Source organism: Methylobacterium terrae, from assembly GCF_003173755.1.
GTDB lineage: Bacteria > Pseudomonadota > Alphaproteobacteria > Rhizobiales > Beijerinckiaceae > Methylobacterium > Methylobacterium terrae.
In genome coordinates this window covers 1,803,700-1,822,566 of sequence record NZ_CP029553.1, presented here as the reverse complement: position 1 = coordinate 1,822,566, position 18,867 = coordinate 1,803,700, and the positions used below count along the sequence as shown (strand labels likewise).

The following is an 18,867-nucleotide window of genomic DNA, read 5'->3' as shown; positions in this document are numbered from 1 at the left end:
GGATCGGGCGGAAACGGTATGGTGCCCAAGGCAAGGAGGAGCGCGCCGCCACGCGGAGCGTCCCGCTCGGGCCTGCTACGGATTGCTCGTCTCCGGAGCCGCGGCGCCCTGCCGGTGCGCCTCCTCCTCGGCCTTCCGGCGCGCCGCCTCCGCCGCCCGCGCGGCTTCCGCCATGCGCGCCGCCTCCACAGCACGAGCCGCCTCCGCCGCGCGCGCGGCCTCGGCGGCCCTGGCGGCTTCCGCCCGCGCCGCATCCTCCGCCCGCTGCCTTGCCTGCCGCGCGGCCTCTTCCGCGCGCTGGCGCGCCGCCTCTTCTACGCGCTGGCGCGCCTCTTCCGCGCGCTGGCGCGCATCCTCGGCCGCGCGGGCGCGGTCCATCTCCAGGCGGCTGCGGCGGCGGGCGAGCTCGTTGCGGTCGGATTCCACCGTCTCGATCTTGTCGAGCTCGCGCTGCAGCACCACCGCCGCCAGCACGTTGCCGAGCGGGACGACGTCGAGCTCGCGCTGCGGCTTCGCCAGGGGGCCGACGAGCGCCAGGCCGAGGGTCGGCGCCGGTGCGGTCCAGGCCCGGGGCGTCGCGGTGGTGGTGAGCGTGCCGCGGGCGTCCAGGCGCAGGGACTTCGCGTCCACCTGCACCAGGCCGGCCCAGGTGGCGGGGCCGAGATCGAGGGTGAGGCCCCCGGTGCGCAGGGTCCCGCCGACCATCGAGGCCGGCACCGAGACGGGGCCCGCCAGCACCAGCGGCCCGCGGTCGAACTCCTCCGACACCACCCGCTCGACGCGGCCGGCCCGCAGCGGGTCCTCCTCGGCGAGGAGCCGGGCCAGCGCCCGCTGCACCGCCGCCGGGTCGAGGTCGCGCAGGGTCAGCCCGGCGAGTTCGAGGGTGCCGCTGCCGGCGAGGTTGCCGACGAGGGCAGCCGGGCTGTCGCCCGCCGCGCCGAGGCGCAGCCGCAGCGAGACCTGGCCCCGCATCGCGTCGCCGCCGGTGAGCGCGGGCAGCGCGGCCGCGGTCAGGCTGCCCTCCGCGGCGAGCGTGGCCTGGGCGCCCTGGCGCGCCAGGGTGGCGCTGCCGGCGAGCCGCCCGCCCGCGAGGGTGCCGGCGAAGTCGCGCAAGGAGAGGCCGTCCGGCCCGAGCCCGAGCTCGAACCGCGCCCAGTCCGCCGCGAGGCCGCGGCCGAGATCGAGGCGCCGCGCCGTCACGGCGACGCGGCCCGCGACGGGCGGCGCCGCGGCCGGGCCGAAGCGGGCGGCGGGCCAGGCCTCCGGGCCGCCCGGCGCCGCCCCGGCGTTCAGCACCAGCGCGTCGGCGAGCCAGGGCAGGGACAGCCGCTCGAGCGACAGGCTGCCGGCGACCTCGCCGCCCGCCGGCCGGGTCAGGGTCGCCTCCACCGCCGAGCCGGCCAGGGTGCCGGAGACGGCGAGCCGCGGCACGTCGCCGGTGCGCGCGAAGCCGAGGGTCAGCCGCGCCGGCACCGGATCGAGCGGGGCGGCGGCCCGGCCGAGGAGGCCGGCGAGCGGCCGCAGGTCGGGCGAGGCGACGGTCAGCGCGCCGTCCTGGAACGGACCGCCGGAGGCGGGCAGCAGGAGCGGCCTCGCCGTGCCGACGGTCGCCCCGGCGATGCCGGCCTCGAGGCTCAGGCGCAACGGGCCCTCCGCCCCGTCGCGGCGTCCGGTAAGGTGCAGGCTCGCCGGGGCCGACAGGGCCAGATCGGCCGGCCGGCCGAGCCAGCGACCGGAGGCCACGCCGTCGAGCCGCGCGTCGAGCCCGTCGAGCCGCCCGGCCCGGGCGGCGAGCGACAGGGCGAGGCGGCCGCCGGCGGCGCTGCCGCCCGCCGTCCCCCGCAGGACGCCCTCCTCGGATCCCGGACCCCGCTCCAGCGCCACGTCGAGGGCGACCGGGCCGTCGCGCAGGAAGCCCGGCAGCCCCCGCGCCTCGTCGACGAAGGTGCGCGACAGAAGGTCGATCAGGGGGGCGGCCACCGGGGCGCTCACCCGGCCGGCGATGCGCCCGGCCCCGTCGGCGCCGATCCGGCCCGAGAGGCTGGCCCGGGCCCCGGCGAGGTCGCGCACCTCCAGGCTGTCGAGGCGGAGCGCCGCGCCCTCGGATTGCAGGCTGGCGGCGATCTCGCCGGTCTTCGTGCCGGTCGGTCCGTAGCGCAGGTCGCGGGCCAGCAGCGTCAGGCCGACATCGTGGTCGTGCAGGGCGGCGATCGCTCCGCGCATCGGCGGCAGCTCCGCCACGTCGAGCCCGTCGGCGATGACCTGGGCGTCGAAGCGCGGGCGCGCCTGGTCGGGGCCTGCCGGGCTGTAGCGGGCCGATCCCGTGATCTTCGCGCTTCCTAGAGCCACCCGGGCGTTGCGCAGCGACAGCACCGGCAGGGCCGCCGCCACGTCGGCCTCGGCCGAGAACGGCCGGCCGTCGAGGAGCCCGACGAGGGGGCCGCCGAGGCCGAGCCGGTCGAGGAGCCGCGCGAGCCGGTCCGAGGCCGGGGCGTCGAGGGCGGCGTGGCCGGAGAACCCGCCGCTCGGCGTCACGTCGCCCCCGAGCGAGAGCTTGAGCCCGCCGGCCGCCCTGCCGGACAGGCGCCGCAGGGTGACGGCGCCGGAGGGCCTGAGGACGGCGCTCAGCCCCGCGCCGGTCCATTCCTCGCGGGCGAGCGTGAGGCTGTCGGCCGCGACCTCGAGGGCGAGGGTGCCGGCGAGGGGGCCGGGGAGCGCGGCGGGAGTGAGGCCCCGGCCGAGCAGGGTCTGGCCGGTGGCGCTCGTCAGGAAGCCGTCGAGGTCGAGGCGGCGCGCCTCGAGGCTCATCGTCGCCCGGGCGGCCGCGAGGTCGAGGCTGCCGCGGCCGGTGAGGCGCAGGGGCGCCTCGCCCGGCACCTCGACGCTCAGCGTCTCGACGGTGGCGAAGCGCCCCTTGGCCTTGAACCCGCCCTGCAGCGAAACCGGCAGGGCGGCGCCCGCGGCCTGGGCCGGCGGTCCCACCACCAGGCGGGCAGTGCCGGCGGCCTCCGGCACCCCGCCGCCGTCCGGACCGGCCGAGAGGCTCACCCGGGCGTCGAGATCGAGCCGGGGCACGGTGTCGCCGCCGGCGCCGAGCTTGACCGGCACCGTCCCGTCCGGGCCCGGCGCCCCGGTGGTGAGGCGGAACGGCACCGCCTCGACCTGGCCCTCCGCCCGCCACGGCCCCGCGAGGCTCGGCGCGGAGAGCCGGACGTCCTCGGCGTAGACCTGGTCGGTGCGCCCGGTCGCCGCCACCCGGGTGGTGACGAGGAGCTGGGACACCCGCAGGTCCTCGATCGCCAGATCGCGGTGGTCCCCGAGGCTCGGCAGCGGCAGGAAGCTGCCGGCCTCGGTCATCGGCAGGGTGACCTCGCCGCGGCCGATGCGGGTCTCGGTGAAGCGGATCTCGCCGGAGAGGAGCGGCGTCAGGGCGATCTCGGCCTTGACGAAGCGCGCGTCGAGGGCGGGCCGGTCGCGCCCGGTCGCGAGCACCAGGTGGTCGATGCGCAGGCGCGGCGAGGGCAGGAGGCGGATCTCGAGCCGGCCGTCGCTGCGGGCCTCGACGCCGAGCGAGCGGCCGAGCGCCGCATCGACGGCCTGGCGGTAGGATTCCCACGGGACGAAGGGCGGCGCGACGAGGGCCGCGGCGAGGATCAGGATGACGAGGCCCGCCAGGGCGGTCAGGATGTCGCGCACCTTAAGCCGTCCGTGCCGCCCCGCGAGGAGAGCGCCGCCTCATGTTCGTCCGACGGCCCGACGGGCCGTACCCCGATGACAGCGCTAGCATATCGGCATCGGACACGCGGGCGAAATCCGGCCGGATCACGCAGCGAGAGCCGCCCCCCGATGCGCCCGCGCAACGCCGCGGCCCGGCCTGACAGGGGGGGCCGACACTGTTAGAGCGGCTGCGTGACCAGATCGACGGATCCGATGCGCTACTATCTCGGGCTTGCCACCACCTTCCACGACCCGGCCCTCGCCCTGGTCGGGCCGGACGGCACGGTGCTCTTCGCCGAGGCGACGGAGCGCTACCTGCAGTACAAGCGCGCCCCGAACTGCGAGCCAGATTCGGCGCCCCGCATGGCGGGCCTGCTCAAGGCCCACCTGCCGCCCGGCGCCGAATTGGTGATCGCCACGACGTGGGGCCCCGAATTCAGCCGCTACCTCGCCGACCAGGCGACGACCGGCGCCTTCGGGCTCGAGACGCTCAAGGGCCATTCCCCCGCCCTCAACCGCTCGCTGGTGCCGGAGCGCGCGGAGCGCACCTTCATCGCCGAGCTGGCGCTCGCGCAGGGGCGGGCCGGCTACGGCACGCTGCTCGGCCTCGACCGGGCGCATGGCGGGCGCTCGACGATCGCCGGTCTCAAGCGCTACCCCCACCACCTGACGCACGCGGCCTACGGGCTGTGGGGTTCGCCGTTCCGGGACGCCACCTGCCTCGTCGTCGACGGGATGGGCGAGACCGGCGCCTCGGCGGTCTACCGGATGGAGGCGGGGCGCCTCGCGGAGGTGAAGCGCCACCGCGGCCGCGAATCGATCGGCTTCTTCTTCGGCCTCGTCACCGACCTCGCCGGCTTCGACCAGGCCAAGGGCGAGGAATGGAAGATCATGGGGCTCGCCCCCTACGGGCGGCAGGACCCCGACCTGATGGCGCTTCTGCGCCGGCTCTACCGGGTCGAGGGCGGGCGCCTGCGCTTCTCCGACGCCGCCACCGTGCAGGCGGTGGCCGGCGAGATCCGCGCCCGCCGCCCGGCGCAGGCCGACGAGGACGGCTGGGCCGACCTCTCCGCCTGCGGCCAGGCGGTGTTCGGCGAGATGATGGACGTGCTGGTCGCCGAGGCCTGGCGTCTCGCTCCCCACGAGAACCTCGTCGTCACCGGCGGCTGCGCGCTCAACTCGTCCTACAACGGCCGGCTGCTCGGGCGCTGCGACTTCGAGCGCCTGCACGTCCCCTCCGCGCCCGCCGACGACGGCAACGCGCTGGGTGCGGCCTGGCTCGCGTACGGGGAGGACAACCCGGGCTGGACCGGGCCGGGCCGGCTCGCCACCCCGTATCTCGGCTCGCGCGTCTCGACCGAGCCCCTGGAGCGGATGGTCGGCTGGGAGCCGCGCCTCAAGCATCTCGGCCATGACGGGGTGACGCGGGCCGCGGCCGGGATCCTGGCCGCCGGCGGCCTCGTCGGCTGGGTGCAGGGGCGGGCGGAGTTCGGGCCGCGCGCGCTCGGCAACCGCTCGATCCTGGCCGATCCGCGCCCGGCCGACGCCAAGGCGATCCTCAACGGCAAGGTGAAGTACCGCGAGGCGTTCCGCCCCTTCGCGCCCTCGATCCTGGCCGAGGCCGGGCCGGACTGGTTCGAGGATTACCAGGACAGCCCCTACATGGAGCGCACCCTGGTGTGGCGGCCCGAGATGCGGGCCCGCGTCCCGGCGGTGGTGCACGAGGACGGCACCGGGCGCCTTCAGAGCGTGACCGACGAGCGCAACCCGGCCTACGCCGCCCTCATCCGGGCCTTCGCGGAGCGGACCGGCGTGCCGATCCTGCTCAACACCAGCTTCAACGTGATGGGCAAGCCGATCCTCCACACCGCCGAGGACGCGATCCTGATGTTCTCCACCACCGGGCTCGACGCCGTGGTGATCGAGGACTGGATCCTGGTGAAGGACGGGGTGATGCCCACAGGGTGACCCATGAGAAAGGGCCGGCCCCGTCCCCGGGTGCCGGCCCTCCGAAGCCTTGCGATGCCTGCGAGGCTTACTCGCAGACCTCGACGCGCTTGTAGGTGAAGGACTCGTCGTCGAGCCACACCTTGCGGCGCTCGAAGTGGCAGATCGGGCCGCGGCGCGGGCGCACGATCACGGTCTCGGGCTCCTCGACGTAGACCCGGCGCGGCGGCGGCACGACGTAGGCCGGCGGCGGCGGGGGCGCCGCCTGGGCGCCGTTGAGGATGGCGCCGGCCGCGACGCCGCCGAGCACGCCGGCCGCCGCGCCGCCGAGGATCGCCGCGCCGACGTTGTCGCGGGCCTGGGCCTGGGGCGCTGCGGTGACGAAGAGGGCGGCGGCGAGCGCCGCGCCCGCGCCGAGGCGCGGAAGGCCGTTAGAGGTCAGAGCGCGCACGCTGAGGGTCTCCCGAAGGTGTTGGCGCGAGAATGCGAGTGAGTGCTTAACGAAGTGCCAAGCTTGCCGCCCGGACGAGCGCCGGACGGCACGGCCCGGGACCGACGAAAGCCTCGCGCCGCCGGCCAAGACCTGACGGTGGTTTGCGGCGATTTCCGGGTATGCCCGCGGTTCGGCCGGGGGTGTGTATTTCGGGTGACGGTGCGGGGAGCGGCGCGCGACGCGAGAAGGACCGCCCGGGGGACGGTCCTTCGGTCGATCCTCGGGTTCGTCGATCGTCGATCACAGGCCGATCAGGGCGTTGGCGGTGCCGAACACCGTCATGGCGAGGCCGCCGGCCAGGACACCGATCATGCCGTAGGACACGGCGCGCAGGAGCTTCATGTCGCTCATCGTGGGATTCTCCGGTGTCGAAAGGGGGCGGGCGAGGGAAGTCGGCGGAAGAGTTGCGGGTCAGCAGCGGTAGCCGCCGGAGGTCTGGCCGTACTGCTTGACCGGGAAGTTCTGCTGCCGGGCGTTGCCCTCCGAGGCCGAGCTCATCGGGCAGGCGCCGTAGAACGGCACGCTGGTGTTGGGGGAGCCGCCGATCGAGCCGGTGGTCTCGACGTCGCGCGGCCAGAACGGGTGGGCGGGGGCGTTCGCGCCGAACGCCAGGGCGGACGAGACCGGAGCGGCGACGAGGGCGAGCGCGGTCACGGCGGCGGCAAGACGGCCGTTCGTAAGACGGTTCTTCATCGGTTGTTCCTTCGATATCTCTGTTGACGTCTCTTGGCGAACGATGCATCTGTTCTGCATCACTCTCGATGATCCGAATATAGGGGATGGAAAACCGCCGTGACGTGCTCCGGCGCACGCGAGGTGACGGAATAAATAGTCGGGTCCCGCATGGGGCGGGGCGGCAGCGGGGCCGTTCTGCGATCCGTGGGAGGTGCTGCCTCTCCGGCAGGTCCGGGGGCGACCGTCGCGGGCGACGTGCCAGGCGGCCCGTACGGCTCCCTCCATCGACGGCCCCGCCGCCGCACCTATATCCGGCGGCACTTCGGCTTCGATCAGGTGTCGCGCGTGCCCGGTTACCTGCCCTTCGCGGGCGCCCTCAAGCTTCCCGCCTTCGTCTGCGACAATTGCGGCTTCTGGCAGCGCCACTTCGCGGCCCCGCCGAGCTGCCCCCTCTGCCTCGACGCCCGGCACGTCGTGCCGCAGGACGGCTGGCGCTTCCGCGATGTGGCGGAGGCGCAAGCCTCGTTCCCCTGCCACTGGGCGGAGGTCGAGCCGGGGGTGTGGAAGTTCTGGAACGAGCCGGTCACCGGCATCGGGCCGAGCGCCTACCTGATCGTGACGCCGGACGGCAACATGGGCTTCGAGGGCTGCCCGGTCTTCAGCGAGGCGGCGCTCGACCACATCGCGGCGTTGGGCGGCATGACGATCCTGTCGGCGTCGCACCCCCACAGCTACGGCGCGCTGCCCCAGCTCCAGGACCGCTTCGATCCCGAGCTGTGCCTGCCGGCGGCGGACTTCACCTGGAGCGCCGGGCTCCAGGTCTCCTGGCCCTACGACGACGTGCTGGAGCCGCTGCCGGGGCTGACCCTCCACCGCACCGCCGGCCATTTCGACGGCCACGCGGTGCTGCACGACCGCGCCCGCGGGATCGTGTTCTGCGGCGACGCGCTGAAGTTCGAGCTCGCCCCGGAGAACCCGCGCGAGGCGCTGACGATCTCGGCCCACAAGGCCTTCGTGCGCGGCGTGCCGCTGACGCACCGGGAACTCGCCCGCTACCGCGAGGTCTTCGCCGCCCTCGACTTCCACCAGACCTGGACGCCGTTCGAGCAGGCGGCGAATGTCGGGCGCGGCGAGGTGCTGGCCCTCATCGACGCGATGCTGGTCGGGCGGCCGCACGCCTACCCCGTGCCGGTCGCCGGGCTGACGTGAGGGACCTTGCGCCCCGGCCGCCATCGGCGCCTTGCCGGCACGGATCCGGTGCCGTGACGGCGTGGCGAACTCCATCGACGCCGGGGCTCGCGATGCCGGACTGGATCGGATTGCACGAGGCGGGCCGCCTGCTCCGCGGCGCCGGACGCGTCCTCGTCGTCGGCAGCTCCGGCGCCGGGAAGTCGACGCTCGCCTCGGCCCTCGCGCGTCACCTCGACCTTCCGTACCTCTCCATGGACCGGGAGTTCTGCTGGCTTCCCGGCTGGGTGGTCCGGCCCCGGGACGAGACCCGCGCGCTGATCGCCGCCGCCGTCGCGGAGGAGCGCTGGATCATGGATGGCAGCTTTCCCTCGAGCCTCGATCTGCGCCTGCCGCGGACCGATCTCGTGGTCTGGCTGCGCCCGCCGCGGCTGACCTGCCTTGCCGGCGTGATCCGCCGCGGGATCGCCCATCGCGGCCGGACCCGGCCCGACATGGCGCCGGGTTGCCCGGAGCGCCTGCCGGACCGGGAATTCCTGAGCTACATCTGGAACTTCGAGCGGGACACCACCCCCGCCATCGCCCGCGGCCTCGAGGCTCACGGCCCGCGCGTCCCGACCCTGGTGATCCGGTCGCGCAGCGAGGCGAGCAGGCTCGCCGCCCTGGTGGCTGACGGGATGCCGGACCCGGACCGGACGGCGTGATTCGTCTCGAACCCTCCGGTTCGTCCCCTCACAACCCGAACTGCGCGCCCGTATCCCCGGGCGTGACGAGACTCCGGGCCCGGCTGCGGGAGGGCAGGAAGGGCAGGGCGGCGCAGGTCGCGCCGACGCTGTCGCAGAGCCGTTCGACGGCGCGCACGATGTCCGGCGGGCCGGCGACGTGGACGATGTCGCTGCCCCGCAGGGTCGGCAGGTGGGCGGTGACCGGACCGTGGCGCACGTCGGCCCGGCCGCGGCGCTCGCGGCTCGCCGCCAGCGTGATCTGCGGCACGCCGGTGCCGCGCAGCCAGTCGAGGCCGGGGCGCATGTAGAGGTCGTCGGCGTCGGCCGCACCCGCCACCACCACCATCTCGCGGCCGGTCTCGAGGTGGCGCGCCGCCCGGGCGATGGCCCAGATCGGCGCGAAGCCGGTCTCGGCCGAGACGAGGATCAGGCGGCCGGGGCCGGGGCGGTAGGGCGTGCCGCCGGCCGGTCCCTTGATCCGCACTGCGTGGCCGGGTTGCACGGCCTCGCCGAGGGCGGGGCCGAGGGCGCCGGTGTCGCGGCGCAGGTGGAACACGAGCTCGTTGAGCTCGGTGTTGCCGTCGATGCGCTGGGTCGGGCAGTAGGGCCGCGCCGGCAGCCCCGCGAAGGCGACCTCGACCGCCTGGCCGGGGGCGACCTCGAGGGCGCGCGAGACCGTGACCACCACCTCGATCACCGCGCCCGAGAGCGGGGTGGCCGAGAGCAGCGTGCCGGCGCGCTTGGCGGTGCGCAGGACCGCGAGAGGCGAGGGGGCCGGGCCCGGGCGGGTGGCGGCGCCGTCGCCGAGGCGGGGCCGGGCGCGGCTGGTGTTGCGCAGGCGCGGCAGGGCGTCGGGGTGGCGCGCCTCCAGGAGCGAATCCTGGACCACGCCGTCGCGGCCGGCGGCGATGGTCCGGGGCAGGGCGGCGTCGAGGGGCGTGTCGCCGGTCGCCACACGGACGGGCTTGCCGTTGACGACGAGCGAGCAGCGGGGGCTCATGGCCGTCTCCGTGCGACTGCGGGGGAGTGAGGCGCGGCGATCGTGCGCGGCTCTAGCGGGAGGCGAACAGCAGGCGCTCGACCAGGCCGGCCCAGCGGTCGCGGTCGGCGCGCAGGTCCTCCTGCGTCGTCCCGTCCAGGCTCTGCTGGCTCGACAGGGCCGCCACCTGGGCGCGCAGCTCCGCGGCGGCCTCGCGCTCGGAGCGCAGCACCGCCTTCATCACCTTGTTCTCGGCCTCGAGCTTCGCGACGAGGTCGTCGAGCTCCTCGGCCTCGGCCTCCTCGGGCGGGGGCAGCCGGTAGGGCCGCGGCCCGAGCCAGCCCGGCGGAAGCAGCAGGCGCCGCACCAGATCGAAATCCGGGCCGCTGCGCTCCTCCCGATCCTGGCCCGCGATGTCAAACGCCGCCTCGCCCATCGCCGCCTCTCCGCGCCTCGTCCCGGCCGTCCGGACCGCACCCCGACGGGTGCGCCGCATCCGCTCACGGCCGGCTGACGATGCTGTCGTCATGGTTAAGGAGCGTTTAAGCGGCACCGTCGCATTCGCGTGATTGACCGGGCGGATGCGCCGACACACTCTCGCCCCAACACCGGGATCGGGCGCCGATTCGCCAGGTTCCGGAACCCACGGAGATCGCGATGCTGGACGGACGACGGGTGCTGATCGTCGAGGACGAGGCGCTGGTCGCCCTGGAGCTGACCGAGATCGTGACCGGCTCGAACGCCCACGCCGTCGGCCCGGCCCGCACGAACCGCGAGGCCCTGGCGCTCATCGATTTCGAGGAGATCGACGTCGCGATCCTCGACCTCAACCTCGCCGACGGCGAGGCGACGCCGACTGCCGAGTGCCTGATCGCCAAGGGCGTGCCGGTCCTGATCTGCACCGGCGGCGTGCTGCCCCGCGCCATGCGGCTGATGTGGCCGGACCTGCCGATGCTGAGGAAGCCCCTGAACCCGGATCGGCTGGTCGAGGCGCTGAACGCCCTGTGCGCCGAGCCGGTCGGCGGGCGCGGGTAGGGCCGCCGCGAAGGCCTGCCCCCGGTCCGGGCCGTCCCCGTTCAGGCCGTCCGCGGCCGGGCCTCGCCGCCGCGCCGCATCGCCGACCAGGCGAGCGCGGCGGCGGCCACCAGCACCGGCGCGAACGAGATCCGCAGCACCGCGTCCCAGCCGTAGCCGGCGAGGAGCCCACCCGACGAGAACGAGCCGAGCGCGACGCAGCCGAACACCGCGAAGTCGTTGAACGCCTGCACGCGGGTGCGCTCCTCCGGGCGGTGGCATTCGAGCACCAGGGCCGACGCCCCGAGGAAGCCGAGGTTCCAGCCGAGCCCGAGCAGGATCAGCGTGACCCAGAAATGCGCGACGTCGACGCCCGCGAGCCCCGTCGCCGCCGCGGCGGCCGTGAGGGCGAGCCCGGCGGCGACGACGCGCGACGCGCCGAACCGCGCGATCCACCGCCCGGTGAAGAAGCTCGGCCCGTACATGGCGATGACGTGCCACTGCAGCCCGAGATTGGCGTCCTCCTGGCCGAGCCCGCACAGGCGCATCGCCAGGGGGGCCGACGTCATCAGGAAGTTCATCAGCAGGTACGACACGGCCCCGCAGACCACCGCCGTGACGAAGCGGGGCTGGCGCAGGATCGTCGCGAGCGGGCGCCCGCCGCTCGCGTCCTGCGCGGTCGGCCGCGGCAGCCGGACGCCGGCGAGGATCACGGCCGAGAGTGCGGCGACGGCGGCCTGGGCGAGGAAGGTCGCGGCGAACAGCGTCGGCGGCCAGAGGTTCATCGTGTGGGTGACGAGCTGCGGCCCGATCACCCCCGAGGCGACCCCGCCCGCCATCACGGCGGACAGGGCCCGCGCCCGCCGGTCCGGGCCGACGCAATCGGCCGCCGCGAAGCGGAACGTGAACACCACGGCCGCGTAGGCGCCGCCGAAGAACGCCGCCAGGCAGAAGAGCCAGAACGAGCCGGCGAGGACCGCGAGGGTGGACAGGAGGCCGGTGACCACGCCGCTCCCCGTGCCGATCATGAAGACGGCCTGGCGCCCGTGGCGGCGCGCGACGAAGCCGGCCGGGATGGCGCAGGCCGTCATCCCGACCACGTAGATCGAGATCGGCAGCGTCGCGAGCACCGGGCTCGGGGCGAGCATGTTGCCGACGACGGCGCCGGTGGCGAAGAGCACCGTCGAGTTCGCCCCGGCGAGCGCCTGGGCGGCGGCGAGCCGGAGGATGTTGCCCGTGCCGGCGTCGGGACCCGGGGCCGGGGTGCTGATCGGCGAATCGGTCATGTCAGGCGCTCGCGAGCAGGCCGTGCCAGCGCGCGTCGCGCGGCGAGGGCCGACGGTGGAGGCGGCGGTCGAGCAGGGTGCGGGCCTTGGCGGCCTCGCCGCCGCGCATGAGCGCGACGAGGAGCGTGTCCTCGATCATCTCGCGCTGGGCGCCGCTGCCGCCGATGCGCACGACCTCGGCCGCGACGGGTTCGAGGAGGCGCGCGCAGCCGGCGAAATCCTCGGCCGCGAAGGCGAGCGCGGCGCGGCAGATCGCCGGGACGACCGGGCCGGCGGCGAGCGTGCCGGCCTCCACGAGCGCGGTCAGGTCCGCGATCCGCGCCGCCGCCGCGGCCTCGTCGCCGGTCGCGGCGGCCAGGATGCCCATATGGGCGTCGGCGAAGGAGAAGCCGGCCCTGGCGAAGGTGCCCGACGCGTAGGCTCGGGCCTCCTCCCACAGGCCGGCCGGGACCTCGTGGCCGTACGCCTTCAGGCGCCACAGCAGCGAGACGGCATCGGTCACGACGTTGAGGGGCAGGCCCAGGCTCGCCGAGGGCCGCACGTGCGCGGCGTAGATCCCGAGCGCGCCCTGCGCGTCGCCGCGCTCGAGCGCCGACAGCGCCGCGTGCCAGGCGATGTGCCCGTGCAGGATGCCGGAGCGGTCGTAGCCGGGCAGCCATCCGGCGATCAGCGCCTCGGCGCCGTCGCCGTCGCCGTCCTCGAACATCGCGTGCGAGAGCGCGTGGGCGCCGTTGGCGTTCTCGCGCCGCAGTTCGAAGCCGCGTTGCGCGAGGTCGCGCCCGCGGCGGACGGCGCCGTTCTCGGCATGCGCCCAGCCTCGGGAGCTGAGGAACCACCAGTCGTCGTCCGCGAAATGGTGGGCGTGGCGCTCGACGAGGTCGACCCGGGCCTGGTCGTGGCCGGACATGCCCGAGAAGGCCAGGAGCCCGAACGCGCCGAGCGGCAGCGCCATGACGAGGACGTCGCGCGGCCAGGCGTCGAGATGGGCGTAGGCGGCGTCGAGCGCGTCCGCCGAGCGGCCGGTCACCGCGAGGGCGACGACGCCGACATGGCCGCGCTCGCGCGCCGTGCCGTCCCGGGCGACGAGCGCGCCGGCGGTCTCGATCGCCGCCCGGGCCGCGGCGCCCTCGCCGCGGATCGCGTGCATCCTCGCCCGCGCCGCGCGGGCGAGGCCGAATTCGGGATCGGCCGCGATGGCCGCGTCGAGCGTCTCCGCGGCGCCCGGCCACGCCGACAGCAGGAGGGCGACGCCGTCGCGGTAGAGCGCGGCGGCCGCGTCGGAGCGGGTCGAGATCGGCAGGCCTCGGCTGTCGAGATGGGCCATGGCGCGTTCGCGTGGTCGTGACGGATGACACGCGTCGTAATCCGTCACGGATCGACTGTCTCTCGATGAAATGCCAAATTGCATCGACGAGACGCCAATCGGAGGCGCGCGTGACCTGGCAGACCGTCGAGACCCCGACCGATGCCCGCCCGCCCGACCCGCTGACGGTCCGGGCGCAGGGCATCCCCGCCCGGCACGCCTTCGTCGAGCACGCCCATGCCTGGGGGCAGGTCGTCTACGCGGTCGCCGGGGTCCTGACCGTCTCCGCCGACCGGCAGAACCTGGTGATCTCCCCCGAGCAGGCGGTGTGGCTGCCCGTGGGCGCGCGGCACCGGGTCGGCTCGCTCCTCGGCGCCGAGTTCCGCTCGCTCTGGATCGCGGCGAGCGCGAGCCGCGACCTGCCCGCGGCGGCGTGCGTGTTCCGGGTGTCGCCGCTGCTGCGGGAACTGATCGTCGAGGCGGCGGCGCTCGAGCGCGGGGCGGCGGTGGAAGCGTCGCCCGACGGCTATGCCGGGCGGGTGACGGCGCTGATCCTCGACCAGCTGCGGCGGGCCGAGCCGCTGCCGGGCGCGCTCGCATGGCCGCGCGGCGGCCCGATCGCGACCCTGTGCGAGGCGGTCTACGCCGACCCGGCCGATGCCCGCGGCCTCGACGCCTGGGCGCGGGAGCTCGGCCTGTCGGCGCGGACGCTGTCGCGGCGCTTCGAGGCCGAGCTCGGGCTGAGCTTCCGCGGCTGGCGGCAGCGCCTGCGGCTGTTCAAGGCGATCGAGCTGATGGGCGGCGGCCTCGACGTCACCCGCACCGCCCTCGAACTCGGATACGGCTCGACGTCGGCCTTCGTCTACGCGTTCCGCACCGTCCTGGGATCGACGCCCCGGGCCTACATGCGCGGCCGCCGGGGGCGGGGTGGCCCGTGAGGCGCAGGCGGCGTGAGCGGGTGGCGTCACGCCGCCTCCGGCGCCGCCCCCACCAGCTGGCGCGCCTGCAGGATCGACATCGGCTCGCCGAAGGCGAAGCCTTGCGCGTAGTCGCAGCCGATCTCGGAGAGCGCGAGCGCATCGGCCTCCGACTCGGCGCCCTCGGCGATGATCTCGAGGCCGAGTTCCTGCGCCATCCGGACGATCGAGCGCAGGATGCCGGAGCGGCCGCTCGCCATCTGGCGCACGAAGGACTGGTCGATCTTGATCGTGTCGAAGGGGAAGCGCTGCATGTAGGTCAGCGCCGAGTAGCCGGTGCCGAAATCGTCGAGGCAGAGGCCCGCGCCGAGCTCGTGGATGCGCGCCAGCATCTGGGCGGCGTATTCCGGGTTCTCCATCACCAGGGCCTCGGTCAGCTCGAGCTTGAGCGAGCCGGGGACGACGCCGGTGCGGGCGAGCACGGTCTTCACGTCGTGCAGGAGGTCGTGGCGCAGGAGCTGGCGCGAGGACAGGTTGACGGAGGCGAAGATCGGCGGCTCGACCACGAGCGCCTGCTGCCAAGCGGCGAGTTCCGCGGCGGTGCGCTCGAGCGCGAAGACGCCGAGATTGACGATGAGGCCGGATTCCTCGGCGATCGGCAGGAAGACCTGGGGGGCGATGCGGCCGAGCCGCGGGTGGTCCCAGCGCAGCACCGTCTCGAAGCCCGCGACCGTGCGGTCTTCGAGCCGCACGATCGGCTGGAACAGCACCTTGATCTCGTTGCGCTCCAGCGCCCGGCGCAGGTCGCTCTCGAGCATCATCCGCTCGCCGCGGTCGGAGCGCATGGTCGGGCGGTAGACCTCGATCCGGTCGCCGCCCTGGCGCTTGCCGTTGATCATCGCGAGCTCGGCGTTCTTGATCACGTCGTCGCGCTTCACCACCGCGCCGGCCTCGTGCAGGGCGACGCCGATCGAGGGCGTGAGGAAGATCTCCCGGTCGGCGTAGGTGATCGGCGTGGTGATCGCCCGGCGGATGCTGTCGGCGAAGGCGATGATCCGGTCGGGGTCGCGCTCGGAGAGCAGGATGACCGCGAACTCGTCGCCGGCGACGCGGGCGAGCGTGTCCTGCGGCCGCAGGAGCCGGTTGAGGCGGCGCGACAGCGTCAGCAGGATCGAATCGCCGGCCGAGAGCCCGATCGCATCATTGACCTGCTTGAAGCGGTCGATGTCGACGACGAACAGGGTGGGCTTGAGGCGCGGGTCCTGGCTCGCGAGGGCGAGTGCCGCATCGAGCCGGTCGTTGAACAATTCGCGGTTGGGCAGGCCGGTGAGGTTGTCGTGCACGGCGTCGTGCAGCAGCCGCTCCTCGGCGATCTTCGCCTCGGTCACGTCCGCGATGGTGCCGACGATGCGCACCACCTCGCCGTCGGTGCCGATGACGGGCCGCGCCTTGAGGCGGAACCAGTAATAGGGACCGGCCGCCGAGCGCAGGCGGAAATCCTGGGAGATGCGGCCGCGGCGCTCCTCGATCACGGTGTCGAGGGCCGCCGAGTAGCGCTCGACGTCGAAGGGATGGAGGAGCGAGAGCCAGTTCGCCTGCGGCCCCTCCAGCGCCCCGCGCTTGAGGCCGAGCTGCCCCTCGATCTCGGGTCCTGCGAAGACCCGGTCGCCCGGCACGTCCCAGTCGAACACCACGTCGCCCGCGCCCGTCAGCGCCAGCGCCCGGCGCTCGGTGTCGGAGACGAGGCTGTTGCCGAGGCCCCCGCCCGCGAAGGCGTGCTGGAGCACCGTGAAGCCGATCAGCATCACGATCAGGACGAGGCCGCCGATCAGCGCCGGCTGGACGAGGTCGTTGTGGAGCTGGCCCGTGATGGCGAAGCCCGCCGCGACCACCCAGGCGAGCAGCAGCAGCCAGGTCGGGATCAGCAGGATTGCCCGGTCGTAGCCGTTGTGGATCGCGAGGTAGACGACGAGCAGCAGGCCGATGCCCGCGACCGTCGCGATCGAGATCCGGGCGACGCCCGCCGCCACCGGCGGGTCGATGACCGCGAGGCCGACGAGGCCGCCGAGGAACAGGAGCCAGATCAGCGCGACGTGGCTGTAGCGCACGTGCCAGCGGGCGAGGTTGAGGTAGGCGAAGAGGAACACCAGCAAGGTGGCGCCGAGCACCGCCTCCGCCGAGGCGCGGTAGATCCGCTCGGCGACTTCCGTGACGGGAAAGATGCGCTGGAAGAACCCGAAATCGATGCAGGCATAGGCCAGCACCGCCCAGGCCAGCGCCGCCGCGGCCGGAAAGATGATCGCGCCCTTGACCACGAACACGATGGTCAGGAACAGGGCGAGCAGCCCGGCGATGCCGATGATGATGCCCTTGTAGAGGGTGAGCCCGGTCGCCTTCTTGCGGTAGGCGTCCTGGTCCCAGAGGTAGACCTGCGGCACGGTCGGGGTGCGCAGCTCCGCCACGAAGGTGACGGTGGTGCCGGGATCGAGCGTGATGACGAACTGGTCGGCGTCGGGGCTCTCGTCGCGCTCGGGGCGGATGCCCTGGCTCGCCGTGATCGCGGCGATGCGCGAGCCGCCGAGATCGGGCCAGACCACCCCGGATCCGACGAGGCGGAAATGCGGGGCGACGAGCAGGCGGTCGATCTGCTCGTCGGTGTCGTTGGTGAGCGCGAACACCATCCAGTCCGGCCGCGCGCCGGTCTCGCGCGCCTTGACGGCGATGCGGCGCACGATGCCGTCCTTGCCCGGGGCGGTCGAGATCTGGATCAGGTCGCCGTCCGAGCGGTAGCGCTCGATCGCCGGGGTGAGATCGATGGCCTGCGAGTCGAGTGTGACGCGCACGGCCTCGACCGCCCGGGCCTGCGGCACGGACAGGATCAGCCCGGCGAGGGCGACGAGGCAGGCGAGGACGAGTGAGTACGTGCGCAAGCTTCGGGGTCTTCCGACCGGACGGGGGCGGCCACGGCCACGGGGGCGGCTGAGGGGAGGGTGCCGGACCGTACTGACGCCCAAGCTTCCGAGCAAGGCGGAGGCCCCGGATCTCCCCTGCCGTCCGCGAGCGCGGCCGTCGACGGGCTTCGATCGCTCCGCTTTGCGGCCAAATCAAGTTGTGCGGATCGCGTCGCGGGCCGTGCCGGTCGCTCAAGGGAGTGAGCGGGAGGCGGCCTCCGAGACCGCGACGACCTCCCAGCATTCGGGATGGCGCATCAGCTCGTTCAGGAACGCGAAGGTGAGGGCGTGGGTCGGGCAGTTCGCCACGATGCGCCCGAGGATCGGCCGGCCGGCGAGGCCCAGGTCGCCGACGAGGTCGAGGATCTTGTGCCGTACCGGCTCGTCGGGGAAGCGGGCGCCGCCGAGCACCCGGCCGCCGAGCAGGATCGCGACCCGTCCGGGGCGCGCGCCGCGCAGGAGCGGCTCGCGGTCGCGCGGATGCATCCGCCCCTCCGTCTCCGGGCCGATCGGGCGCCGGCAGTCCGGCCGGCCCGACGTGGGCGCGAGGCCGGCGCCGCACACGGTCTGCGCCGCGAACGAGCGCGCCCAGAGCCGCTCGCGCGCGGCCGGCGGCAGCAGGGTGCGGGCAAGCCGGGTCTTCAGCACGGTGCGCCAGATCAGCGAGGCGTTGCCGAAGCTGCGGCTCGGGGCGATGGCGGCGCGGAACGAGGCCGGATCGATCGGGCCCGACCAGCGCAGCACGCCGAAACCCGGCAGCCGATCGGTGCTGACGTCGACGCTGAACCCTTCGGCCGGCTCGGCGCGCAGGAAGCCGTGCAGGCCGTCGACCTGGAAGGGCGCGCGGATCCGCAAGACCTCGCGCGGCCGCGCCTGCGCGACCCGCCCGGCCTCGTCGATGAGCGCGCACCAGCGCGACGCCGAGCCGTCGAGGATCGGGATCTCGGTCCCCTCCACGGTGATCGCGGCGTTGTCGATGCGGGAGGCCGAGAGGCTCGCCATCAGGTGCTCGATGGTGCGCAGCTTGCGCCCCTGGCCGATGTCGAGGGCGGTGCTCATCCGGCTCGCGACCCAGGCCGCGGTGCCGGCCGGCACCTCGGCGCGGGCGCCGCTGCGGGGGCAGCGCACCGCGAAGCGGATGCCGTGGCCGGCCGGCGCTGGCGCCAGGGTGACGCGGGCGCTCCGGCCGGTATGCAGCCCGGGCCCGCGCACCGACACGCTCCGCCCGAGCGTCGCCTCGCACGACTCTTCGTCCGCCGAGTGCGCGCCGCCCTCGAGCCCCATCGCTTCCGCCCGACCGTTCCGCCGGCCGTCCGCGACGGCCGTCGTCTGCTGTTCCCCTGGGGCCGGTGCGGGTGTTCCGTGGGCGGGACGGCCGATCGGCCAGTCTCCTCGTCCCCGGACCTTGGCGCCGCGCAGGCCTCGCCGTCGAGTGCTCGCGCGCTCGATTGCAGGTCGGTTCTACGGAGACTGGGCGAGGCTCGACACTCGACCGTTCGGCCTAGTTCAGGCGAGTGGGGCGGCAGACGAGCGATCTCGCGTCGCGCGGGACGCTGTCGGTTCGATTGTCGGCGGAGGTCGGGTCTCTGCGGAAGGTTCCGCCACCTGAGCCCTCCCCCCTCTGCGGGGGAGGGTGGCCCGGCCGTGAGGCCGGGTCGGGAGAGGGGCAGCG

14 protein-coding genes are annotated in these 18,867 nt (G+C 74.5%); 5 read left to right on the top strand and 9 right to left on the bottom strand.

Annotated features, from left to right (window positions below):
• Window positions 1-75: 75 nt before the first annotated feature.
• Window positions 76-3,696, bottom strand: coding sequence for an AsmA-like C-terminal region-containing protein (locus DK419_RS08175; protein WP_109958639.1), 3,621 nt, complete (start codon window positions 3,694-3,696; stop codon window positions 76-78).
• Between the two features lie 234 nt (window positions 3,697-3,930).
• Between DK419_RS08175 and DK419_RS08170 the strand changes: the two genes are divergently transcribed.
• Complete coding sequence (locus tag DK419_RS08170; RefSeq protein ID WP_109958638.1) at window positions 3,931-5,685, top strand: carbamoyltransferase family protein; 1,755 nt, start codon at window positions 3,931-3,933, stop codon at window positions 5,683-5,685.
• 67 nt (window positions 5,686-5,752) lie between these two features.
• On the opposite strand, the gene DK419_RS08165 is transcribed toward DK419_RS08170, so the two are convergent.
• Both DK419_RS08165 and DK419_RS08160 read right to left on the bottom strand, forming a co-directional pair.
• Window positions 5,753-6,115, bottom strand: a complete 363-nt coding sequence (locus DK419_RS08165; RefSeq protein ID WP_109958637.1) for a hypothetical protein — start codon at window positions 6,113-6,115, stop codon at window positions 5,753-5,755.
• Between the two features lie 453 nt (window positions 6,116-6,568).
• A complete protein-coding gene (locus DK419_RS08160) occupies window positions 6,569-6,850 on the bottom strand; it encodes a hypothetical protein (RefSeq protein WP_109958636.1) in 282 nt (93 codons plus the stop codon).
• 327 nt (window positions 6,851-7,177) lie between these two features.
• Here DK419_RS08160 and DK419_RS08155 point away from each other — a divergent pair, with 327 nt between their 5' ends.
• Both DK419_RS08155 and DK419_RS08150 read left to right on the top strand, forming a co-directional pair.
• On the top strand, window positions 7,178-8,041 hold the full coding sequence (locus tag DK419_RS08155) for an MBL fold metallo-hydrolase (RefSeq protein ID WP_109962191.1): 864 nt from the start codon (window positions 7,178-7,180) through the stop codon (window positions 8,039-8,041).
• Window positions 8,042-8,133: 92 nt separating this feature from the next.
• Window positions 8,134-8,724, top strand: coding sequence for an AAA family ATPase (locus tag DK419_RS08150; protein ID WP_109958635.1), 591 nt, complete (start codon window positions 8,134-8,136; stop codon window positions 8,722-8,724).
• 28 nt (window positions 8,725-8,752) lie between these two features.
• Here DK419_RS08150 and DK419_RS08145 read toward each other — a convergent pair whose 3' ends face one another.
• Together DK419_RS08145 and DK419_RS08140 are read right to left on the bottom strand one after the other, a co-directional pair.
• Complete coding sequence (locus DK419_RS08145) at window positions 8,753-9,745, bottom strand: ferredoxin reductase domain-containing protein (protein WP_109958634.1); 993 nt, start codon at window positions 9,743-9,745, stop codon at window positions 8,753-8,755.
• Window positions 9,746-9,797: 52 nt separating this feature from the next.
• On the bottom strand, window positions 9,798-10,160 hold the full coding sequence (locus tag DK419_RS08140) for a hypothetical protein (RefSeq protein WP_109958633.1): 363 nt from the start codon (window positions 10,158-10,160) through the stop codon (window positions 9,798-9,800).
• A 221-nt stretch (window positions 10,161-10,381) separates the two neighbouring features.
• On the opposite strand from DK419_RS08140, the gene DK419_RS08135 reads away from it, so the two are divergent.
• Entirely contained in the window at window positions 10,382-10,759 is a 378-nt protein-coding gene (locus DK419_RS08135; protein WP_109958632.1) for a response regulator, read from the top strand.
• Window positions 10,760-10,800: 41 nt separating this feature from the next.
• On the opposite strand, the gene DK419_RS08130 is transcribed toward DK419_RS08135, so the two are convergent.
• Both DK419_RS08130 and DK419_RS08125 read right to left on the bottom strand, forming a co-directional pair.
• Window positions 10,801-12,024 (bottom strand): MFS transporter, encoded by a 1,224-nt coding sequence (locus tag DK419_RS08130; protein WP_109958631.1) that lies wholly within the window; start codon window positions 12,022-12,024, stop codon window positions 10,801-10,803.
• Window position 12,025: 1 nt separating this feature from the next.
• Window positions 12,026-13,348, bottom strand: coding sequence for a tetratricopeptide repeat protein (locus tag DK419_RS08125; RefSeq protein WP_109958630.1), 1,323 nt, complete (start codon window positions 13,346-13,348; stop codon window positions 12,026-12,028).
• 110 nt (window positions 13,349-13,458) lie between these two features.
• On the opposite strand from DK419_RS08125, the gene DK419_RS08120 reads away from it, so the two are divergent.
• Window positions 13,459-14,265, top strand: a complete 807-nt coding sequence (locus tag DK419_RS08120) for an AraC family transcriptional regulator (RefSeq protein WP_109958629.1) — start codon at window positions 13,459-13,461, stop codon at window positions 14,263-14,265.
• 26 nt (window positions 14,266-14,291) lie between these two features.
• Here DK419_RS08120 and DK419_RS08115 read toward each other — a convergent pair whose 3' ends face one another.
• Entirely contained in the window at window positions 14,292-17,174 is a 2,883-nt protein-coding gene (locus tag DK419_RS08115; RefSeq protein WP_109958628.1) for an EAL domain-containing protein, read from the bottom strand.
• 213 nt (window positions 17,175-17,387) lie between these two features.
• A complete protein-coding gene (locus DK419_RS08110) occupies window positions 17,388-18,479 on the bottom strand; it encodes a UDP-3-O-acyl-N-acetylglucosamine deacetylase (RefSeq protein ID WP_109958627.1) in 1,092 nt (363 codons plus the stop codon).
• Between the last annotated feature and the right edge of the window lie 388 nt (window positions 18,480-18,867).

Excerpts from the sequence above, each read along its gene's own strand:
- DK419_RS08140 (WP_109958633.1), bottom strand. The coding sequence starts at position 10,160 with ATGGGCGAGGCGGCGTTTGACATCGCGGGCCAGGATCGGGAGGAGCGC.
- DK419_RS08125 (WP_109958630.1), bottom strand. The coding sequence starts at position 13,348 with ATGGCCCATCTCGACAGCCGAGGCCTGCCGATCTCGACCCGCTCCGAC.
- DK419_RS08170 (WP_109958638.1), top strand. The coding sequence starts at position 3,931 with ATGCGCTACTATCTCGGGCTTGCCACCACCTTCCACGACCCGGCCCTC.
- DK419_RS08110 (WP_109958627.1), bottom strand. The coding sequence starts at position 18,479 with ATGGGGCTCGAGGGCGGCGCGCACTCGGCGGACGAAGAGTCGTGCGAG.
- DK419_RS08160 (WP_109958636.1), bottom strand. The coding sequence starts at position 6,850 with ATGAAGAACCGTCTTACGAACGGCCGTCTTGCCGCCGCCGTGACCGCG.
- DK419_RS08135 (WP_109958632.1), top strand. The coding sequence starts at position 10,382 with ATGCTGGACGGACGACGGGTGCTGATCGTCGAGGACGAGGCGCTGGTC.
- DK419_RS08150 (WP_109958635.1), top strand. The coding sequence starts at position 8,134 with ATGCCGGACTGGATCGGATTGCACGAGGCGGGCCGCCTGCTCCGCGGC.
- DK419_RS08130 (WP_109958631.1), bottom strand. The coding sequence starts at position 12,024 with ATGACCGATTCGCCGATCAGCACCCCGGCCCCGGGTCCCGACGCCGGC.
- DK419_RS08145 (WP_109958634.1), bottom strand. The coding sequence starts at position 9,745 with ATGAGCCCCCGCTGCTCGCTCGTCGTCAACGGCAAGCCCGTCCGTGTG.